This window comes from Neorhizobium sp. 2083, assembly GCF_031455615.1.
GTDB lineage: Bacteria > Pseudomonadota > Alphaproteobacteria > Rhizobiales > Rhizobiaceae > Neorhizobium.
On sequence record NZ_JAVDTC010000003.1, the window covers coordinates 598630 to 619654 of the forward strand.

The 21025-nt window shown below is 63.2% G+C and carries 19 protein-coding genes and 1 riboswitch; of the genes, 13 read left to right on the forward strand and 6 right to left on the reverse strand.

What is annotated here, in order from left to right:
* Positions 1-50: 50 nt before the first annotated feature.
* The 7 genes from J2X76_RS15560 to J2X76_RS15590 all read left to right on the forward strand — a co-directional run bounded on the left by J2X76_RS15560 (position 51) and on the right by J2X76_RS15590 (position 7320).
* Entirely contained in the window at positions 51-983 is a 933-nt protein-coding gene (locus tag J2X76_RS15560) for an MYG1 family protein (protein ID WP_310217741.1), read from the forward strand.
* Between the two features lie 77 nt (positions 984-1060).
* Positions 1061-2275: a LysR family transcriptional regulator gene (locus J2X76_RS15565; protein WP_310217743.1), complete on the forward strand. Its 1215-nt coding sequence runs from the start codon at positions 1061-1063 to the stop codon at positions 2273-2275.
* 303 nt (positions 2276-2578) lie between these two features.
* The gene (locus J2X76_RS15570) at positions 2579-3757 is read left to right on the forward strand and encodes an ABC transporter substrate-binding protein (RefSeq protein ID WP_310217746.1); all 1179 of its coding nucleotides are present in this window, start codon (positions 2579-2581) and stop codon (positions 3755-3757) included.
* Between the two features lie 206 nt (positions 3758-3963).
* Positions 3964-4821 (forward strand): branched-chain amino acid ABC transporter permease, encoded by an 858-nt coding sequence (locus J2X76_RS15575; protein WP_113127721.1) that lies wholly within the window; start codon positions 3964-3966, stop codon positions 4819-4821.
* Positions 4818-5855: a branched-chain amino acid ABC transporter permease gene (locus tag J2X76_RS15580; RefSeq protein ID WP_310217749.1), complete on the forward strand. Its 1038-nt coding sequence runs from the start codon at positions 4818-4820 to the stop codon at positions 5853-5855. Before J2X76_RS15575 ends, J2X76_RS15580 begins: the two co-directional genes overlap by 4 nt.
* Positions 5855-6604, forward strand: coding sequence for an ABC transporter ATP-binding protein (locus J2X76_RS15585; protein ID WP_310217751.1), 750 nt, complete (start codon positions 5855-5857; stop codon positions 6602-6604). Before J2X76_RS15580 ends, J2X76_RS15585 begins: the two co-directional genes overlap by 1 nt.
* Positions 6601-7320 carry an ABC transporter ATP-binding protein gene (locus J2X76_RS15590; RefSeq protein ID WP_310217753.1) on the forward strand — a complete coding sequence of 240 codons (720 nt, stop codon included), beginning with the start codon at positions 6601-6603 and terminating at the stop codon, positions 7318-7320. Before J2X76_RS15585 ends, J2X76_RS15590 begins: the two co-directional genes overlap by 4 nt.
* Positions 7321-7459: 139 nt before the next feature.
* Here the strand turns inward: J2X76_RS15590 and J2X76_RS15595 are convergent, their stop codons facing one another.
* From J2X76_RS15595 to J2X76_RS15605, 3 genes are read right to left on the reverse strand one after another with little or no spacing between them, the layout of a single operon-like run.
* Positions 7460-8212, reverse strand: a complete 753-nt coding sequence (locus J2X76_RS15595; RefSeq protein WP_310217756.1) for an ABC transporter ATP-binding protein — start codon at positions 8210-8212, stop codon at positions 7460-7462.
* The gene (locus J2X76_RS15600; protein ID WP_310217757.1) at positions 8206-9276 is read right to left on the reverse strand and encodes an iron ABC transporter permease; all 1071 of its coding nucleotides are present in this window, start codon (positions 9274-9276) and stop codon (positions 8206-8208) included. The genes J2X76_RS15595 and J2X76_RS15600 overlap by 7 nt, the downstream gene beginning before the upstream one ends.
* Positions 9277-9282: 6 nt before the next feature.
* Positions 9283-10419, reverse strand: coding sequence for an ABC transporter substrate-binding protein (locus tag J2X76_RS15605; protein WP_310217759.1), 1137 nt, complete (start codon positions 10417-10419; stop codon positions 9283-9285).
* A 115-nt stretch (positions 10420-10534) separates the two neighbouring features.
* On the opposite strand from J2X76_RS15605, the gene J2X76_RS15610 reads away from it, so the two are divergent.
* From J2X76_RS15610 to J2X76_RS15630, 5 genes are all read left to right on the forward strand, one after another.
* Positions 10535-11320 (forward strand): methyltransferase domain-containing protein, encoded by a 786-nt coding sequence (locus J2X76_RS15610; RefSeq protein WP_113127727.1) that lies wholly within the window; start codon positions 10535-10537, stop codon positions 11318-11320.
* A 320-nt stretch (positions 11321-11640) separates the two neighbouring features.
* A complete protein-coding gene (locus tag J2X76_RS15615) occupies positions 11641-12144 on the forward strand; it encodes an invasion associated locus B family protein (protein WP_162736325.1) in 504 nt (167 codons plus the stop codon).
* 65 nt (positions 12145-12209) lie between these two features.
* Positions 12210-12452, forward strand: coding sequence for a type II toxin-antitoxin system VapB family antitoxin (locus J2X76_RS15620; RefSeq protein ID WP_113283155.1), 243 nt, complete (start codon positions 12210-12212; stop codon positions 12450-12452).
* Complete coding sequence (locus J2X76_RS15625; RefSeq protein WP_310217763.1) at positions 12440-12844, forward strand: type II toxin-antitoxin system VapC family toxin; 405 nt, start codon at positions 12440-12442, stop codon at positions 12842-12844. Before J2X76_RS15620 ends, J2X76_RS15625 begins: the two co-directional genes overlap by 13 nt.
* 340 nt (positions 12845-13184) lie before the next feature.
* The gene (locus J2X76_RS15630; RefSeq protein WP_405030050.1) at positions 13185-16124 is read left to right on the forward strand and encodes a response regulator; all 2940 of its coding nucleotides are present in this window, start codon (positions 13185-13187) and stop codon (positions 16122-16124) included.
* A 14-nt stretch (positions 16125-16138) separates the two neighbouring features.
* Here the strand turns inward: J2X76_RS15630 and thiD are convergent, their stop codons facing one another.
* From thiD to thiM, 3 genes are read right to left on the reverse strand one after another with little or no spacing between them, the layout of a single operon-like run.
* Positions 16139-16942: a bifunctional hydroxymethylpyrimidine kinase/phosphomethylpyrimidine kinase gene (thiD, locus tag J2X76_RS15635; RefSeq protein WP_310217770.1), complete on the reverse strand. Its 804-nt coding sequence runs from the start codon at positions 16940-16942 to the stop codon at positions 16139-16141.
* Positions 16939-17577 (reverse strand): thiamine phosphate synthase, encoded by a 639-nt coding sequence (thiE, locus tag J2X76_RS15640; protein ID WP_310217773.1) that lies wholly within the window; start codon positions 17575-17577, stop codon positions 16939-16941. The genes thiD and thiE overlap by 4 nt, the downstream gene beginning before the upstream one ends.
* The gene (thiM, locus tag J2X76_RS15645; protein ID WP_310217776.1) at positions 17574-18401 is read right to left on the reverse strand and encodes a hydroxyethylthiazole kinase; all 828 of its coding nucleotides are present in this window, start codon (positions 18399-18401) and stop codon (positions 17574-17576) included. The genes thiE and thiM overlap by 4 nt, the downstream gene beginning before the upstream one ends.
* A gap of 38 nt (positions 18402-18439) precedes the next feature.
* Positions 18440-18535: riboswitch (TPP riboswitch) on the reverse strand.
* A gap of 112 nt (positions 18536-18647) precedes the next feature.
* Between thiM and J2X76_RS15650 the strand changes: the two genes are divergently transcribed.
* Positions 18648-20939: a heavy metal translocating P-type ATPase gene (locus J2X76_RS15650; protein WP_310217778.1), complete on the forward strand. Its 2292-nt coding sequence runs from the start codon at positions 18648-18650 to the stop codon at positions 20937-20939.
* The last annotated feature ends 86 nt before the right edge of the window (positions 20940-21025 follow it).

The following is a 21025-nucleotide window of genomic DNA, read 5'->3' on the forward strand; positions in this document are numbered from 1 at the left end:
TCAGGTGCTGACCGCAAACGGACTTCAGCAAACCACAAGGCGCAACCGGCATGATCCCAGACTTCCTTGTCACCCATTCCGGTGGCTTCCATGCCGACGAATTGCTGTCGAGCGTCATCCTGACCCGGCTTTTCCCAAAGGCTCGCCTGGTTCGCAGCCGGGCGCCGGAATGGATCACGCCGGGTGCCGACCGCATCATCTACGACGTCGGCGGCGCCTATGATGCTGCTGCGCAGATTTTCGATCACCACCAGCGTGGCGCGCCGCTGCGCGAGGATGGCCAGCCCTTCAGCTCGTTCGGGCTGGTATGGAAGCATTATGGCCGTGACTATCTGGCAGCGCTTGGCCTTCCGCCGGGACATATCGAAGCATTGCACGCCTCTTTCGATTCGAGCTTCGTGTTGCCGGTCGACCTGATGGACAATGGCGCCATCAGCCCCTCGACTGCGGGGCCGCTCGCCGGCCTCACCTTGCCGGCCCTGCTCGAAACCCTCAAACCCGTGTTCGACGAGACCGATCCGGAAGCGGAAAACCGCGGTTTCCACACAGCGCTGGCAATTGCCCGAAGCTTCGTTGAGGCCCGGATCGGCCAGAGCGCCGCAAAACTGCGGGCCGAAGGTCTGGTGCACCAGGCGATCGTCGAGACGGGCGAGGGACGTGTTCTGGAGCTTCCGATGGGCATGCCGTTCCGTCCCGCCATCGTCAAGGCGGGCGCCGATCATCTTCTGTTCGTCGTTCACCCGCGTGAAAAGGATTGGTGCCTCACCACGATCCGCCGTGCGGATGAAGGTTTCGAGGTGCGCGCCGATCTGCCTGCGGCCTGGGCCGGCCTGACGGATCGTGATCTTGAGGCCGTTTGCGGTGTGGAAGGCGCGAGCTTCTGCCACAATGGCCGTTTCGTTGCCGCGGCGAGGACTCGCGAGGCCGCTCTGGCCATGGCCGACCTGGCGGTGAAGGAAGCTGTGTCCGGCGGGACCAGGTAACCGCAGCGCCCGAGGAGGCGCCGCCTGCGGCCTGCTTGCGCTTCCGGTGTCAAGCAGATGTGCTAGAAGAGCGCATCATGAGTTCCTTGCAGCCCGCCTCGGCATCCACGATCCTGCATCACAGCCTCCGGCACCTGAGGGCGTTCCTCGCGGTCGTCGATACCGGCTCGGTGACCAGGGCGGCGGAACTCTGCTTCGTCTCCCAGCCAGCCATTACCCAGGCGCTGTCGAAGATCGAAAAGACCGCCGGCCTGCCGTTGTTTTCCCGCACGCCGCAGCGGATCTTTGCCAATGGCGCCGGCGAGATCCTGGCGCTGCGCATCAAGCGCGCTTTCGGTTATCTCGATCCCGCGTTGTCGGAACTGTCGCCGAGATTGCGGGTGACGGCGACGACCGCGCAGCTGAAGTCGCTGATCGCGGTCCGGGAAACCGAAAATTTTACGCTCGCGGCGAGCCGTCTCGGCTTGAGTCAGCCGGCGGTCTATCGCGCCGTCAGCCAGTTGGAAGAGGAGGCGGCCCGGCCTCTGTTCGAACGGACTTCCTACGGAATCATCGCGACGCGTGCGGCTCATGCGCTTGCCCAGGCGGCAAGGCTCGCCTTCATCGAGCTCGAACAGGCGGATGCGGACCTTGCCGAGCTAACGGCGGCCGAGATCGGCCAGATCGTCATCGGCGCGACGCCGCTTGCCAAGTCCTTTGTACTGCCCAAGGCGATCGCCGGTTTTCGCAGGATCCGCCCGAACCTGCCCATCCAGATCCAGGAAGGGCCTTATCCGGATTTGCTGGGTGCGCTTCGCCGCGGCGAAGTGGATTTCATGCTCGGCGCTCTGCGGGTGCCGGCCCCGATCGGCGACGTGGAGCAGAAGGTGCTGTTCCACGACACGGTGGTCATGGTTTCCGGGCAGGCGCATCCGCTGGCCGGCAAGGCGGAGGTGACGGTCGAGGATCTCGCCGCCTTCCCCTGGGTTGTCAATCAGAGCGGCACGCCGATGCGCCGGTATTTCGACAGCGTCTTTGCCGGTTCGCCGGGCGGCCCGCCGAAAAGCATCGTCGAAAGCGGCTCGCTGATCCTGATGCGCGAGCTGCTGGATTCCAGCGATCATCTCGGATGCACCTCCCGCCTTCAGGCCGAAGCCGAGATCGCCCGCGGGCTGATGCGGGCGCTGCCTTTCGATCTCAGCCATACGTCGCGACCGATCGGCGTGACGACGAGAAAGGACTGGCTGCCGACTGCGGCCCAGCAGGCGTTCCTGGAACTTCTGCCCACTTGGTCCGAGCGTTCGGCAGATTGATAGCTATAACCAGAACTTATAAGTCCGGCAGACGAACTGATTAAGCCAGGAGACGCGACCAGGTTAATGTGCAAATGCGCGATGCTGGTGGAAAGATTGGAGCTCGGCGCGGACATTACGGTGTCCGTTCGTGGAGGTTAACGAAAAGTTGAAAGTAGTGGGACGCCAAAGCATGCCGGCCCGTTGACTGACATATCCGGGGTCCACGATATAGGCTACCGGTTATACTGGCTTGGGCTGACGTCCGGCCCCGGTCCGGCAAGACCTTTAAAAAGAAGATTCCGCTCAGAGGAGGAGGGAAACATGCTCAACAGAAGAACGCTCATGGTAGCAGCAGGCGTCGGGCTCGGCTGCCTCGCAGCCATGCCGGCCGCAGCCCAGGAAACCATCAAGATCGGTCTCATCCTGCCGATGACCGGCCCCTTCGCATCGACCGGCCGCCAGGTTTCGGCAGGCGCCAAGACCTTCATGGCGATGAAGGGCGACACTGTGGCCGGCAAGAAGATCGAACTGATCATCCGCGACGACGCCGGCACCGCCGACCAGACCCGCCGCATCGCACAGGAACTGGTCGTCAACGACGGCGCCAAGGTTCTGGCAGGTTTCGGCCTGACGCCGCTTGCCATGGCGGTCGCCCCGGTCGCGACCCAGGCGAAGATCCCGTCCGTGGTCATGGCCGCCGGCACGGCCTCCATCACCAAGGCATCGGAATTCATCACCCGCACTTCGGGTACCCTGCCGCAATATTCGCTTCCGGTCGGCACCTGGGCTGCCGAAAACAAGATCAAGAAGGTCGTGACGCTGGTTTCCGACTACGGTCCGGGCATCGACGCGGAGAAGTGGTTCACCAAGGAATTCAAGGCCAAGGGCGGCGAGATCGTCGAAGCCGTGCGCGTGCCGCTCGCCAATCCCGACTTCGCCCCCTTCCTGCAGCGCGTCCGTGACGCAAAGCCGGATGCGGTCTTCGTGTTCCTGCCGTCGGGCGCCGGTTCGCTGTTCATGAAGCAGTTCGCCGACCGCGGCCTTGCAGACGCGGGCATCAAGCTGATCGCGACCGGCGACGTTACCGACGACGACATCCTCAATTCGATGGGCAAGCCGGCAATCGGCACCATTACCGGCCATTTCTATGCGACCGCGCATGACAGCCCGGAAAACAAGGCCTATGTCGCGGCCTTCAAGAAGGCCAATGCCGACATGCGCCCGAACTTCATGTCGGTCGGCGGTTACGATGGCATGGCGCTGATCTACGCGGCACTCGAAAAGACCAAGGGCGACGTTACCGGCCCGGCCTTCATGGCAGCCGTCAAGGGTCTCTCCTGGACGAGCCCGCGCGGCCCCGTCTCGATCGATCCGGATACCCGCGACATCATCCAGAACATCTACATGCGCGAGGTCAAGGATGTGAACGGCGAGCTGCAGAACGTCGAATTCCAGACGTTCAAGGCTCTCAAGGATCCGGAAAAGGCAGAAGCCAAGTAAGGGCGAGGAAAACCCCTCACTCCGCTCGCTCGGCGCTTTTTTTTCCGAATGCAGAGGGAAGATCCCGCAAGGCGGATGGGGGGCGAAACTTTACTTTCGTCCGTCCTGACGAAAGGGTTCAAGGCACTTGAGCCCCTTCGTTTTCCCGGCGACAATGCCGGGCAACGTTATCGCTCGCAGCAGGGCCACCGCAGAGAAGATTTTATATGCTGACCATCCTGTTCGACGGCATAGCTTATGGCATGCTGCTTTTCATTCTGGCCTGCGGGTTGACGGTGACGCTCGGTCTGATGAACTTCATCAACCTGGCGCATGGCGCCTTCGCCATGGCCGGCGGTTACGTGACCGTGGTGATGATGAACCGCTACGGCATCTCCTTCTACTGGTGTCTTCCGGCAGCCTTTCTGGTTTCGGCACTGATCGGCCTTCTGCTGGAGCGGACGCTCTATCAATGGCTCTACCAGGCAAGCCACCTGGACCAGGTTCTCTTCTCGATCGGCATCGTCTTCATGGCGATCGCCGCGACCGATTATTTCATGGGCGGCCAGCAGCAGCTGATCAACCTGCCGCCGGAGCTTTCCGGCCGCATGGACGTATTCGGCGTCGGCATCGGGCGCTACCGGCTCTTCACCATCATCATCTGCGCCGTGCTTGCCGTTGCTTTGCAGCTCATCCTGTCGAAGACCCGCTTCGGCAGCCGGCTGCGCGCCGCGGTCGACGACCGGCGCGTCGCCATGGGCCTCGGCATCAACGTGCCGCTCGTCTTTGCTTTGACCTTTGCCTTCGGTTCGGGCCTTGCCGGCCTCGGCGGGGCGATGGGCGCGGAAATCCTCGGGCTTGATCCGAACTTCCCGCTGAAATTCATGATCTACTTCCTCATCGTCGTCTCGGTCGGCGGCACGTCCACCGTCTCCGGCCCGTTCCTCGCCGCCCTGCTGCTCGGCATTGCCGACGTGGCCGGCAAATATTACGTGCCGGCGATCGGTCCCTTCGTCATCTATGCGCTGATGATCGTCATGCTGATCGTGCGGCCGAACGGCCTGTTCTCGAGGGGCGGCCGATGAGCGTTCTTCCGCAGGAAACCACCGTGTCCGCAAACTCCTCCACCGCTGCAGCCGAAACCCGCGCTGCCAAGCTGATGAAGCGCCGGAGCCGCATCCGCTTCTACGAGATCATCGTCTGGATCGCCGCGATCGCAGCCTATTTCATTCTGCCCTCGAAGATGCTGATCCTCACGGAGATCGCCATCCTGGCGCTGTTTGCCGTCTCGCTTGACCTGGTGCTCGGTTTCGCCGGCATCGTTTCGCTCGGCCATACCGCCTTTTTCGGCCTCGGCGCCTACGTGGCGGGTCTGCTGGCGCTGCATTTCATCGCCGAACCGGTGACGGGCCTGATCGTCGCCGGCATCGTGTCCGGTCTTCTCGGTCTGCTGACCAGCTTCCTCATCCTGCGCGGGTCGGACCTTACCCGGCTGATGACCACGCTCGGCATCGGTCTGATGATGGCGGAAATCGCCAACCAGATGGCCTGGCTGACCGGCGGCGCGGACGGGCTCAGCGGCTTTTCGCCTGGTCCGATCCTCGGCATGTTCGAGTTCGATCTGTTCGGCAAGACCGGTTATCTCTATTGCGCCGGCGTGCTCTTCATCGGCACGATGATCATGCGCCGCATCGCCTTTTCGCCCTTTGGCCTGTCGCTGAAGGCGATCAAGGGCAATCCGATGCGCTCGGCCATGGTCGCGGTACCGGCCCGCAAGCGCATCGTCACCGCCTATACGGTTGCGGCTATCTTTGCCGGCATGGCGGGCGCGCTGCTGACCCAGACGACGAGCTTCGTTTCGCCCGACGTGCTCGCCTTCCACCGTTCGGCCGATGTGCTGCTCGTGCTGGTCATCGGCGGTACCGGCTATCTTTATGGCGGTATCTTCGGCGCGATCCTGTTCACGCTGGTCAAGGACTGGCTGTCGGTGATCACGCCGCAATACTGGATGTTCTATATCGGCCTGCTGCTCGTCATTCTCGTGCTGATCGGCCGCGAACGGCTGTCGCGCTGGGTGGAATATCTGCCTGAGCGCTTCTCGAAGAAGGAGGACCGCTGATGAGCGACATCGTTCTCGAAACCCGTCATCTGGTGCGCCGCTTCGGTGCCTTCCTCGCCACCAACGATGTCAGCCTGAAGGTGGAGCGCGGGGCCCGCCACGCCCTGATCGGCCCGAACGGCGCCGGCAAGACGACGCTGATCAATCTTCTGACCGGCGTTTTGCCGCCGTCCGAAGGACAGGTCTTCCTCGAGGGCGAAGACATCACCTCGATGGCATCGTTCCGGCGCGTCAAGCGCGGGCTGACCCGGACCTTCCAGATCAACCAGCTGTTCAACGAGTTCACGCCGCTTGAAACCATGGCGCTGGCGATCGCCGAACGCGAAGGCGTCGGCCACAATCTGTGGCGATCGATCGCCGGTTACGGCAAGGTGGTGGACGAGGCGGCCGCGCTGCTGGCGCGCTTCGGGCTTGCCTCCGTGATGGGCGAGCGCACCGTGATCCTGCCCTATGGCAAGCAGCGCCTGCTGGAAATCGCGCTCGCTTTCGCCTCCAAGCCGCGCGTGCTTCTGCTCGACGAACCGGCCGCCGGCGTGCCGGAAGACGAGCGGCACGAAGTGCTGCAGATCGTTTCGGACCTTCCCGCTGACGTGACAGTGCTGCTGATCGAGCACGACATGGATCTGGTCTTCTCGTTCGCCAACCGGATCTCCGTCCTGGTGGCGGGCGCCGTCTTCGTCGAAGGAACGGTTGCGGAAATCTCCACCGATCCGCGGGTCAAGGCCGTCTATCTCGGAGAAAATGCATGAGCACCCCGGTTCTGGTCACTGAAAAGCTGGTCGCGGGTTATGGCGAGGCAAGCGTTCTCGCCGGTATCAGCCTGAAGATCGAGGAAGGCCGCACGCTGGCGCTGCTCGGCCGCAACGGCACGGGCAAGACGACCTTCGTCAACACGCTTGCCGGCGTCACCACCCATCACTCCGGCACGGTCCACCTGATGGGACGCGACGTGACGAAACTGCGCGCCGACCGCCGCGCCGCGGCCGGTATCGGCTGGGTGCCGCAGGAACGCAACATCTTCAAATCACTGACCGTCGAGGAGAACATGACCGCGATCGCGCGCCCCGGCGTATGGACGCTGGAACGGGTCTATTCGATGTTCCCGCGCCTCAAGGAGCGCCGCAAGAACCTCGGCAACCAGCTCTCCGGCGGCGAACAGCAGATGCTGGCGGTCGGTCGGGCACTGATGGTCAATCCGAAGCTTCTCCTGCTCGACGAACCAACCGAAGGCCTTGCGCCTATCATCGTCGACGAGCTGCTGGCCGCGATCCAGCGGATCACCCAAGGGGAGGGCATGTCGGCCATCATCATCGAGCAGAAGGCCCGCAAGGTCCTGCCACTCTCCGACGACGCCGTCATCCTCGATCGCGGCGCGATCGTCTACCAGGGCAAGAGCGCCGACCTGCTCGCCAACGACGATATCCTCGGCCAGCATCTGACCGTGGAAAAGGGCGCACGCCACTGATTGCAGAAGAACGCGGGAGGAGGGCGGATACGTCTTCCTTTCCGCGGCGGCAAGGCTCTGAAGAGTCGCGCCGCCTGGCACGCAGTTTTGGCCAGCTCCGCGACCTACATCGCCCTGAGCTCGAGATTCAGCGAACCGTTCAGTGCGCCGTGCCGTCGACGATCACGTGGTCGTGGTCCATCGTGCATTTCTCGATGCGGGCATGAACCTTGTAGACGTCGCGCAGCATGTCGACCGTGACGACATCGCGCGGGTAACCGCAAGCGCGCATCCGGCCGTTGGCGATCACCAGTACCTTGTCGGCAAAACGGAGCGCCTGGTTGAGGTCGTGGATGGCGATCATCACGATCATGCCTTTCGAGCGTGCCCGTCGCTGCATGAAGTCGAGCACCTCGACCTGGCGGTGAAGGTCGAGCGCACTGGTCGGCTCGTCCATCAGCATGATTTCCGGCTCGCGCACCAGCGCTTGGGCGATAGACACGAGCTGGCGCTGGCCACCGGAGAGAGCGCCGAGATCGCGGAACGCGATGGACGTGATGTTGAGCGCCCTCATGATCTCGTCGATGAAGGAGAGGTCGTGGTCGCTCACCGTCCAGGACTGGCCCTGCTTGCGGGCGAGCAGGATGGATTCGTAGACGGTCAGCACCGCATTGGCGGACGTGTCCTGCGGCATGTAGGTGATGGCGTTTTTCGTTTTGGCGCCATCGATGACGATATCGCCGGGGCCTTTGAGAAGGCCGGTAATGCGCTTGAACAGTGTCGACTTGCCTGCGGCATTGGGGCCGATCACCGCAATCAGCTCTCCCGCCCGCATGACCGGGGTGGTCACGTTTTCGACGAACAGCTTGCGGCCGTGATAGGCGCCAACCGATTGCAATTGCATCGCTACCATGACCGGCTCCGGTTCGAGAGGATGAGCGAGAAAAAGAATGGAACGCCGACCAGCGCCGTGATGATGCCGATCGGGAAGACCACGCCCGGAATGATCGACTTCGACACGATCGAGGTGAGCGACAGAAGCAGCGCACCGGACAGGATCGAGCCCGGCAGGAAGAAGCGCTGGTCCTCGCCGAGGATCATGCGGGCGATATGCGGGCCGACCAGGCCGACGAAACCGATGGTGCCGACGAAGCTGACAGGTACGGCGGCAAGCAGCGAGATGATCAGCATGGTTTCCAACCGGATGCGGCGGACGTTGACGCCGAAGCTCGCTGCCTTGTCCTCGCCGAGCCGGATGGCGGTCAGCGCCCAGGCGTGGCGGGCAAACAGCGGCAGCGCGATCAACAGCACGGCAAGCGTGATGCCGATCTTCGGCCAGGTCGCCTTGGTAAGGCTGCCCATGGTCCAGAAGACGACGGCCGACAGCGCCTGTTCGGAGGCGAGATACTGCAGGAAGGCGAGCAGCGCGTTGAAGGTGAAGACCAGGGCGATACCGAGCAGCACGACCGTCTGCACCGAAACGCCGCGCATCTGCGAAATGAAATGGATGAACAGCGTGGCGATCAGCGCCATGACGAAGGCATTGGCCGGCACGAGCAGCGTGGCTGCAACCGGCAGGATGGAGACGCTGGTGACGATCGCGAGTGCTGCCCCGAAACTGGCGGCGGCCGAGATGCCGAGCGTGAACGGGCTTGCGAGCGGATTGGCAAGGATGGTCTGCATCTGCGCCCCGGCAACCGACAGCGCGGCGCCGACCACGATCGCCATGACGGCGACCGGCATGCGGATATCCCAGACGACGGCCCGTATCTGGGCCGAGACGGAGGAGGGGTCGATCAGCGCGGCGATCACCTCGCCAAGGCTGTAGCGGGCAGGCCCCCAGGCGAGATCGACGGCAAAGGACACACAAAGGGCGGCCGTCATGGCGGCGAGGATCACAAGCTTGCGACGGGCGAGGGCGCGATAGCGCTCCCGCCCGGCTTCGGCTTCGATCGGCAATGCGGCGATCTCGGCCATATCGGTTTACTTGGCCGCCTTGGCGTCGATCCAGTAACCCGGCTGGTACGGAACCGGCAGGAATTTCTCGTGGAATTCCTTGAAGGTCGCGTTTGGATCGAGATCGGCGAACAGGTCCGGGTGGAACCACTTTGCCATCTGTTGCACGGCGACGAACTGGTAGGGGCTCGTATAGAACTGATGCCAGATGGCGTGGACATTACCGCCCGCGACCGCCTTGGAACCGGTAAAGGCGGCGTTCTGCATCAGGGCGTTCAATGCCTTCCGGCTGCTATCGGCGGTGGCGGCGGCCGTCGGGCCGACATTCACGAAGTCCTTGGCGTCCTTGGTCTGGCTCCAGTTCGAGCCGGTGACGACGATCACGTCGGGATTGGAAGCGACCACCTGCTCGGCATTGATCGAGCCGGTATAACCCGGCAGGAAGTCCGAACCGAGGTTGCGGCCGCCGGCCCAGTCCACCATCAGGCCGAAATTGTCCGGGCCGAACGTGCCACAGCACTCGACGAGGCCGGCCGCGCGATACATGAAGACATTAGGTTTCTTGGGGTTGGCGGCCTTCAGCTTGTCGGTGACGCGCGTCATCTGCTGCTTCCAATAGGCAGCGACGGCTTCAGCGCGGTCCTCGTGGCCGAAAAGCTTGCCGAGAACCTTGAGGCTCGGCTCGGTATTGGCGAGGATCTGCTCGCGGAAATCGATATAGACGATCTTCACGCCGATCTTGCCCAGCATGTCCTCGAGCTTTACCTCGTCGGCGGCCTTCTTGTTGCCGATCGGCAGCAGCATGACGTCGGGGTTCAGCTTCACGACCGTCTCGGTCTGCAGCGTGCCGTCGGTCAGGTTGCCGAGGAAGGGAAGGTCCTTGCCCTTCGGAAACTTGGCCAGATAGGTATCGTAACCGTCCTTGTCGGTGGTCAGGAGGTCGTTGCGCCAGCCGACGATCTTGGCAAACGGGTCTTCCTTCTCGATCGGCGCGACCGAATAGAGCATCCGGCCCTCGCCCAGAATGACGCGCTCGACGGGCTTGTCGAACTTCACCTCGCGGCCGGCGACGTCCTTGACTGTGAAGGATTGCGCAAGTGCCGAAAAGGGTAGAAGGCTTGCAAGCACAACCGTTGATGTTGCAAGCATTTTCGCGAAATTCATCTGGAAACTCCCCCGATGTCTGATAATGTCCGCATGCATATGAAATACGACTTTTGGAATCAAGTTTTATGTTTTAGAGCTTTTCCAAAGTAGTCTGACTATCGGGGCGCCTGTCATGAATTCGATGAACTCCAACTATTCCATCCGTGATGAAATTCGAGACTTCTGGTCGGAGAGGGCGGCGACGTTCGACGAGAGCGTCGGTCATGAAATCTTCTCGGAAGAAGAACGCAAGGGCTGGCAACGGCTGATCCGCAAGCATCTGGGCGACGGCACCGGCCGCGCCGCCCTGGATCTCGCCTGTGGTACCGCCGTCATCTCGCATCTGATGAACGATGTCGGCTTCAAGGTCACCGGCCTCGACTGGTCGGACGCGATGCTGTCCCAGGCGCGCGCCAAGGCCAAGAAGCGGGGCACCGATATCCGTTTCGTCTCAGGCGATGCCGAAAACACGATGGAGCCGAAGAACAGCTACGACGTCATCACCAACCGGCATCTGGTCTGGACGCTGGTCGATCCTCAGGCCGCTTTCACGGAATGGTTCTCGGTCCTGAAGCCGGGCGGCAAGGTGCTGATCCTCGACGGCAACATGGGCAAGGAGACCTGGGTCAAGGGGCTGCAAAAGCTTTGGTCCAAGGTGACCGGCAAGCCGGCGAAAAGCCACATGAGCCCGGCAATGGCGGCTCGCCACCAGGCCATCCGCTCGCGCGTCTATTTTTCGGATGCGATGCCGGCCGAAGCAGTGGTCGATCTGCTGACCAAGGCGGGTTTCGTCAACATCGTCGTCGACCGCAAGCTCTCCGACATCCATTGGGCCCAGGCCCGCAAGATGCCTTTCCTGCGCGGCCTTGAACGCATGGTGCAGGAACGTTTCGCGATCTGCGCGACGAAGCCGGAATAATATCCCGATCCGAAAGGTGGCCCGGTGGCCACCTTTCGCCCCCACTGCAATATGCGCAGCATTTATGGTCGCCTGACATGATTGTGACCGGGCCGTGACCTCGGGCGTTAACTTTTGGCGACTTTCCCTGAACGACGGGGGATGAAAGCAGCAGCGCGGATCACGATCCATCCCCCTCGGCCTCTCCAGGGTGCCTCGTTTCGGGGCGTTCGGACGATGCGATTAACCTTGTGATAACCGATTGCTTTCTGAATGGACTATCTTCTGCGGGCGGCCACGCCGCCGCGGCTCCCTCGCCATTTCCGACCATGGAGACAAGATTGTCCATCAAGTTTTTCGCCCTCGCCACGCTTGCTCTTTCCACTATCGCATCCCCTGCGCTTGCCCAGCCGAGCCCGAGAATGGTGAAGAAGTTCGACGCCTGGGGCCTTTATTCCTATAAAGGCGACGGCGGCACGACCTGCTACGTGCTGACGACGCCCACGCAGACGCAGCCCGCCAATGTCGACCACGGCGACAACTTTTTCCTCGTCGCGCCGAAGCCCGCAGGATCCGGTTTCTATCCGCAGGCGATCATGGGTTACGACCTGAAGGGCGGATCGCAGATGACCGTGACTGTTGACGGCCAAACGTTTGCCCTGGAGCCGAAAGGCAATTCAGGCTGGACCAAACAAGAGAGCAGCGACGCGGCTCTTGTCGCGGCAATGAAATCGGGAAGCAGCATGACGCTGGAAGCGGTCTCGCAGCGCGGCACGCAGACAAGCTACACATTCTCGCTCTCCGGCGTGAGCGCAGCACTGACCCAGGCCGGGCGCTGCAACTGATCGGGTTCTGCTCGCTTTGTCATGACGGATGTGGTATCTGTCATGACAAAGGCTGGAGAGATGCCATGAACCTGCAGATACGCGATCCACGCGCTCGTGCACTCGCCGAGCGGCTCGCCAAGAAACGTAAGGTCAGTATGACCGAGGCGGTGATCGAAGCTCTCGAAGCGCGGCTTTCAAAAGAGGAAGAGACGGAAGCGCCCCTTCAGGAGCGTGTGATGAAAATCGTTGATCGCCTTCACGCCATCAAGGGTGGAAAGGGGCGGGACATGACCAAGGAGGAAATCGACGAAATGTGGGGCCACTAGTGTTCGTCGACACGTCCGTCATCGTCGCGATCTTTTCCAAGGAAGACGATGCGGAACAGTGGATAAGCAGGATCGAAGCGGCAGAAAACCTCTGCACCAGCGCTTTGGTCGTGCTTGAGACCGCCATGAGGCTGTCGACGAAGCTCGATGAGGATCCCATTACCATTGAGCAAGGTCTATCAGCTTTCTTCAAAGAGGCGAAAATCAAGGTAATTCCCATCGATGAAGCCGATGGCGAACTGGCGATCCGGGCTTTCCGCGATTACGGGAAGGGCAGGGGACATCCGGCACAGCTCAACCTGGCCGATTGTCTCTCCTATGCCTGCGCCAAAAACCGAGGCCTTTCGCTTCTCTACAAGGGCGACGATTTTGCAAGGACGGATATCGGCTGAAGCCCTGCGGATTTCGTCAAAATTCGCCTGCCTCACCCATGGCTTTTTTGTGGCAATGCCCTAATTGACGATTGTCAAAAAGCTGTCCGAGGTGATCGTTGTGATGTAAGACGGCAGCAGAGTGCCTATCGCCGCCGAAAGCCCGATGATGAACCCTTCGACTGTCGCGACAGCCTTTCTTTCACATAATGGCGAAATGGCCCGTCTTATTGGGAGTTTCGATTGGGCAAGCACCTCGCTTGGCCCGATCGGCACCTGGCCGCAAAGCCTCAGGACGACGATTTCCCTCATCCTTCAGTCGCCGGTTCCGATCGTCACGCTGTGGAATGAAGATGGCGTGATGATCTACAACGACGCCTATTCCGATTTTGCCGGACGGCGTCATCCCGGCATCCTCGGCTCCAAGGTGCGCGAGGGCTGGCCTGAAGTCGCCGACTTCAACGACAACGTCATGAAGGTCTGTTTCGCCGGCGGCACGCTTGCCTATTCCGATCAGGAAATGGTCCTCGACCGCTCCGGTGTCCCTGCCTCGGCCTTTATGAATCTCTATTATTCACCGGTATATGACGAGATCGGCAAACCTTTCGGCGTGGTGGCGATCGTCGTGGAGAACACGGCCAAGGTGAGGGCCGAGCGGCGGCTGCAGGGCGAGCGGGAGCGCCTGCGGCTGATGTTCGAGCAGGCGCCGGGCTTCATGGCCATGGTGACCGGACCGAACCATGTTTTCGAGATGGCCAACGGCGCCTATATGCGTCTCGTCGGCGGCCGCGACCTGCTCGGGCGACCCATTCGCGAAGCACTGCCGGAGGTGATGGAACAGGGTTTCTCCGAACTGCTCGACGAAGTCCGCAGAAGCGGTCGTCCGCATGTCGGCCAAGGGGTGAGTGTCGTGCTGGCGCGCCGGCCCGGCCTGCCGCCGGAAGAGCGTTTCGTCGATTTCGTCTACCAGCCGATCGTCGATGACGCCGGCGAGCCGACCGGCATCTTCATCCAGGGCAGTGACGTCACCGACCAAAAGAAGGCGGAGATCGCGCTGCTCAAGGAGACACGCCATCTCGAGGTGCTGAACCGGCTCGGCGCCGAGCTCTCAGCTGAACTCGATCTCGAAACGGTCGTGCAGATGACGACCGACGCCGGTGTGGAGCTGACGGGCGCACAGTTCGGAGCCTTTTTCTACAACGTGGTCAACGACCGCGGCGAGAGCTACATGCTCTATGCGCTGTCCGGCGTTTCCCGGTCGGCATTCGAGAATTTCCCGATGCCGCGCAATACCGCGGTATTCGCGCCGACCTTCGGCGGCGAGGGGGTGATCCGCTCCGACGATATTCTGGCCGACGCGCGTTACGGCCGCTCCGAACCTCATTTCGGCATGCCTCAGGGTCATCTGCCGGTTCGAAGTTATCTCGCCGTGCCGGTGATTTCTCGCTCGGGCGAGGTGATCGGCGGCCTGTTCTTCGGCCATGCCGAGCCCGCCCAGTTCCGCGAGGAGCATGAGCGGCTGGTGGTGGGGGCCGCCGGACAGGTGGCGATCGCCATCGACAATGCGCGCCTCTTCCGTGCCGCGGAGCGGGACCTTGCGGAACGCCAGCGCGCCGAGGAAGCGCTCCAGGCGCTGAATGCCGGTCTCGAACAGAGGATCGTGTCCGAAATTTCCGAGCGCCTGAAGGCGGAAGAAGCGCTGCGCCAGAGCCAGAAGATGGAAGCGCTCGGCCAGCTGACAGGCGGCGTCGCGCACGACTTCAACAACCTCCTGCAGGTGATATCCGGCAATCTCCAGCTTCTCGCCAAGGATGTCGCCAGCAACCAGCGCGCTGCCCGCCGGGTGGAGAATGCGCTTGCCGGCGTACAGCGCGGTTCCAAGCTGGCGAGCCAGCTTCTCGCCTTCGGCCGCCGCCAGCCGCTGGAACCGAAGGTCGTCAATATCGGCCGGTTCCTGACCGGCATGGAAGAGTTGCTGCGGCGCACGCTCGGGGAGGATATCGAGGTCGAGACGATCCGCTCCGGTGGCCTCTGGAACGTGCTGGTCGATCCGACGCAGATCGAGAACGCGCTGCTCAACCTGGCGATCAATGCCAGAGACGCAATGGAGGGCGGCGGCAAGCTGACGATCGAAGCCGGCAATGCCTTCCTGGACGACAATTACGTGCGCCAGCATACGGACGTGCCGGCCGGCCAATATGTGATGCTGGCGGTGACCGACACCGGCACCGGCATGAGCCCGGACATCATGGAACAGGTGTTCGAACCGTTCTTCTCGACCAAGCCTGTCGGCAAGGGCACCGGCCTCGGCCTGTCGATGGTCTACGGTTTCGTCAAGCAATCCGGCGGGCACGTCAAGATCTACAGCGAACTCGGCCAGGGCACGACCGTCAAGATCTATTTCCCGCGCGTCCAGCGCAGCGAGGATCTGGTGACCGATGCCGATTTCGGCCCCGTGACCGGCGGCACGGAAACCATTCTCGTGGCCGAAGACGACGAGCAGGTTCGCGCCACCGTCGTCGAGCTGCTCGGGGATCTGGGTTATGCCGTGCTGAAGGCGAAGGATGCCGCGGGCGCGCTGAGCGTCATCGAAAGTGGCGTGCCGGTTGATCTTCTCTTCACCGACGTGGTGATGCCCGGACCGCTGAAGAGCACCGAGCTTGCCCGCCATGCCCGGGAGCGGATGCCGGATGTCGCCGTGCTGTTCACGTCAGGCTACACGGAAAACTCGATCGTGCACGGCGGACGGCTCGATCCCGGCGTCGAACTGCTGTCGAAACCCTATACCCGCGAAGCCCTGGCGCGAAAGATCCGCCACGTGCTGAACGGCCAGCAGCATCGCAACCGGGTGCGGGCGTCGCTTGCCGCCAAGCCACCCGTCCCGCCGATCGGTCAACGACCGGTCATGCCGCGATATTCCGTGTTGCTGGTCGAGGACGATTTTCTGATCCGCATGAGCACGGCCGATCTGCTGACCGAGCTGGGGCACGAGGTTTCCGAGGCCGCGACGGCCGAGGAGGCGATCACGATGATCGAAGAGCGCGGCTTCGACGTTGTGGTAACCGATCTCGGTCTGCCGGGCCTTTCCGGCGGAGAATTCGCACAACGGGCGCGCGAGCTGTCACCCGATGTCGGGATCGTCTTCGCGACCGGCAACGACAGAATTCCCGACGAGGCGGCGATAGAGGGGGCGGTGCTTCTCAAAAAGCCCTATGGCAGCCGGGAAATTGCCATCGCCTTCGAGAAGATCACGGCGCAGAAGGGCGAGGCGGGAAAAACCCGGAAGTCGACGGCCGAATAACCCGCCGCCTCACCTCACCACCACTCGTAAAAATGCGATACCGGCCCGTGGCCGGCGCCGACGGCAAGGGTATCGGCAGCCGCGATGGCTCCCGCGAGATAGGCTTTTGCGGCCGCGACCGCCTGCGCTGCCGGCGCGCCCTTGGCGAGTTCGGCGGCGATCGCGCTCGACAGCGTGCAGCCGGTTCCGTGGGTGTTGCGGGTTGCGGTGCGCTTGCCCTCGAACCAGTGGATGCCGGTCGCATCCGCCAGCACATCCGGGCTGTCCTCGCCTTCCAGATGGCCGCCCTTCACCAGCACGGCCTTGGGACCGATCTTGAGCAGCCGCCCGGCCTGATCCGCCATCTGTTCGCGGGTCACGGCGATCGTCTCTCCGAGAAGAGCGGCTGCTTCCGGCAGGTTGGGGGTGACAACGGCCGAAATCGGCATCAGCCGGTAGGTGACGGCATCCACCGCATCGAGCGCGAGCAGGGGCGAGCCGCCCTTGGCGATCATCACCGGATCGAGAACGATCGGCACGGTATCGCTATAGGGGCGCAGCACGTCTGCGACGATCTCGGCGATCTCGGCATTGGCGATCATGCCGATCTTCACGGCATCGACGCGCACGTCGAGAAAGATGGTGCGGATCTGGTTTGCGACGAAGGCTGCCGGCACCGCGTGCACGCCGCTGACCCCTTGGGTATTCTGGGCCGTCAGCGCGGTCAGAGCCGCCATGCCATATGTGCCGCGCGCGGCGAATGTTTTCAGGTCGGCCTGGATGCCGGCGCCGCCCGACGGGTCCGATCCGGCGATCGACAGGACGTTCTTGATGGTCATGCACGAGCCCTTTCGATTTCTGCCGCAATCCCGCGGGCGGCCGCCTGCGGATCGGGCTGGCCGCAGATGGCGGATACGACCGCGATGCCCTTGGCGCCGGCGGCGAGCGCGAGGCCGGCGTGTTGCGCCTTGACGCCACCGATCGCGACTGCCGGAACCGGCGCCATGGCGACGATGCGGGCAAGGCCTTCGAAGCCGATGGGCTGCTTGTGATCCGGCTTGGTGCCGGTCGCAAACACGGGGCCGATACCGACATAATCGACCACCGACGGGTCTACCCGCCGCGCCAGTTCCTCGGTTTCGACCGAGAGGCCAAGGATCATGCCGTGGCCGACGCGCTGCCGCGCGATCGCAGCGGCCATGTCGCTCTGGCCGACATGCAGTCCTTCGGCTCCGATCGCGATGGCCGCCTCCACGTCGTCGTTGATGATCAGAGGCACGCCGGTGCCTGCCAGAACCGCTTTCAGCGCCCGGCCGGTTTCGATCATTCTTGCGGTATCCGCCTGCTTGTCGCGCAGCTGGACGATGGTGGCGCCGCCGGCCACTGCAAGCCTTGTCGTCTCGACCATGCCGATCTCGCGGCAGAGATCCGGGTCGAGGACGAGATAGACGGAAAGGTCGAAGATCTTGGTCATGCCGCGACGATCCTTGCCTGTGCATCGAGCGACTCGCCGGTCAGGGCCGCGAGGCGATCGAGGAAGATCGGGGAGAAAAAGCCCGGGCCGGAGGCAGTGAGAGCTGCTTCCTCGCCGGCGACGGCGAACATGGCGAGTGCGGCAACCGTCGCCTCGAACGGCTTGTCGGGGACGGTCGCGGCAAAGGCGCCGGTGAGGCAGGTGAGCGAGCAGCCGAGCGCGGTGACACGCGGCATCAGGGCCGAGCCGCCGAGAACCCGGACCGAACGGCGGCCGTCGGTGACGAAATCCACCTCGCCGGTGACCGCGATCACACAGGCATTCTGCCGCGCAAGCGCGATCGCCGAACCTTCCGCCGCCATGACGCTGTCGCCGCTGTCGACACCGTGACCGCTCGAACGGCTGCCGGCCAGCGCGATGATTTCCGAGGCGTTGCCGCGAATGACCGTCGGCCTCAGCTCCATGAGTTCGCCGACTGCGGCGCGGCGATAGGCGGTGGCGTAGTGGGCGACGGGATCGAGCACCCATGGCTTGCCGGCCTCGGAGGCGGCTCCGGCTGCCGCCTTCATGCCGGCCAGGAAATCGGGCGACAAGGTGCCGATATTGACGGTCAGCGCTGCGGCAATGCGGGCGAACTCGCCGGCTTCTTCCTTCGTGTGCACCATGGCGGGAGAGGCGCCGGCGGCGAGCATCACGTTGGCCGCAATGTTCATCGCCACGAAATTGGTGATGTTCTGCACGAGCGGGTTTTTGGTGCGCATCGCAGCCAGCAACTGGCCGGGGGTTTCTTCAAGCGGCGTTCCGAGGGGCGTCGTCGTCTGCATGTCTGCCTCTTTCGGCGGGGCAGGCGCGGGGCGCAATAGCGAGCGCCCGGACGACTCCCTCCGCCAGCATGATCTGGTTCAGGTTCTAAGGGTGCTTCTCAGCCCGGCTTTGCCGGACGCCCCTGTCTCCGTCATGGCTTACAGCAAAGATAATGCGCTTTGCCAGTGATTTTTTCCGATCGGGGCCTTGCAGCTCTAGTCGCTAGAGGTTGTAGAGAGGTAGCTCGATCCACCAGGAATGAGACGATGAACGCAACGACACAGGCACGATACAAGGTTGGCGGCATGGATTGCGCCAGCTGCGCGACGAAGATCGACACGGCGGTGCGCCGTATGCCGGGCGTCGAGGACGTGTCCGTTTCGGTCGCGGCCGGCACGATGACGGTGACGCATGACGGAACCGGCGACCTCGGCGCAGTCGAGAAACGGGTGACCGGGCTCGGATATACGCTGAGGGCGCTGGGGCAGAAGGCTGGAGCGAACGCCCGGCGGAGCGGCGACCTTCCTTCGATCCCCCCCTTGGAGGGCGAAAACGGCAAGGCCCACAATCACGACCACCATCATGGACATGGCGGCGGCCACGACCACTCCCACCATGACGGTGCGCATCACCACGGCGGCCACGATTCGGCACAGATCGAAGGTCTTCACGGCCACGATCATGGACCGATGGACGGACCTTGGTGGAAGTCGGCCAAGGGACGGCTGACCATCCTGGTCGGCATTGCTTTGGCGGCCGCCTATGGACTTGGTCACCTGCTTCCCGCCTATGACACCTATATCTTCACGGCCGCAATGCTGATCGGCCTCGTGCCGATCGCGCGTCGCGCAATCATGGCGGCCCTCGCCGGCACGCCGTTCTCGATCGAGATGCTGATGACGATTGCAGCCGTCGGTGCGGTCGTCATCGACGCGTCGGAAGAAGCAGCCGCCGTCGTCTTCCTGTTTCTGATCGGGGAATTGCTGGAAGGGGTCGCGGCCGGCAAGGCGCGCCAGAGCATCCAGAGCCTGACGGCGCTGGTGCCGAAAAATGCGATTGTCGAAGAGAACGGCCGGACCCGCGAAGTTCCGGCAGAAAGCCTTGCCGTCGGTGCGATCATCCTGGTTCGTCCCGGCGACCGCATTTCGGCAGACGGCATGATCGTCGCCGGCGAAAGCGCGGTCGACGAAGCACCGGTCACGGGCGAAAGCACGCCCGTGTCCAAAAGCATGGGTGACACGGTATTCGCCGGCACGATCAACGGCGATGGTGCCCTGCGGGTTCGCGTCACGGCAGCCGCCGAAGACAATACCATCGCCCGCGTCGTGCGGCTCGTCGAGGAGGCGCAGGAAAGCAAGGCCCCGACCGAACGTTTCATCGACCGTTTCTCCCGCTACTACACGCCGGGTGTCGTCGCCGTTGCTGCTCTGGTGGCGATCCTGCCGCCGCTTGTTGCCGGCGCTTCCTGGAGCGAATGGGTCTACAAGGGCCTGGCGATCCTCTTGATCGGCTGCCCCTGCGCGCTGGTCATCTCGACGCCGGCGGCGATTGCCGCATCGCTGTCGTCGGGCGCCCGCCGCGGCCTGTTGATGAAAGGCGGCGCGGTTCTGGAAACGCTTGGAAAAATCACCGCCGTCGCGCTCGACAAGACCGGCACGCTGACGGCCGGCAAACCGCAGGTGACCGATGTCATCGCCTTCGGCCGCAATGCGGAAGACGTGCTGCGCCTTTCCGCCGCGCTCGAAACCGGCTCCAGCCATCCGCTGGCTGTTGCGATCCTTGCCAAGGCCGCCGATGACGAGGTCGAGATCCCCGCTGCAACGGATGCCAGGGCACTCGGCGGCAAGGGTGTCACGGCTATCGTCGAAAGCCAGGAGGTTTTCCTTGGCTCGCCCAAGGCTGCGGCCGAGCGGGTTTCGCTGCCGATGGCACACTCCCGGCGGATCACCGCGCTGAACGACGAGGGCAAGACTGTCTCGGTGCTGATCGTCGGCGGCGTTCTCGCCGGCGCCATCGCGATGCGCGACGAACCGCGCCCCGACGCCAGGGCAGGCCTCAAGGCACTGACCGATGCCGGCATCAAGACCGTCATGCTGACCGGCGACAATGCCCGCACCGCAACCGCGATCGGCACGGATCTCGGCATCGAGGTGCGCGCCGAACTGATGCCGGAAGACAAGAGCCGCATCGTCGGCGAGCTGAAGCGCCAAGGCTTCGTGGTCGGCAAGGTCGGCGACGGCATCAACGACGCGCCGGCGCTGGCCGCCGCCGATGTCGGCATCGCGATCGGTGGTGGAACCGACGTGGCGCTGGAGACAGCCGACGCCGCAGCGCTGCACGGCCGGGTTGGCGACATCGCCGCAATGATCGAACTGTCGAAGCGGACGATGCGCAACATCTACCAGAACATTTCGATCGCGCTTGGCCTCAAGGCCGTCTTCCTGGTGACCACCATCATCGGCATTACCGGCTTATGGCCGGCGATCCTCGCCGATACCGGGGCGACGGTTCTGGTGACGATCAATGCGCTGCGGTTGCTGCGGGTGAAGGCGGCTTGATGCGGCTATAGGGTGCCGGGCGGTTGCCCCTCATCCGGCTGCCGCCACCTTCTCCCCGCGCGCGGGGAGAAGGACGCAAGTCGCTA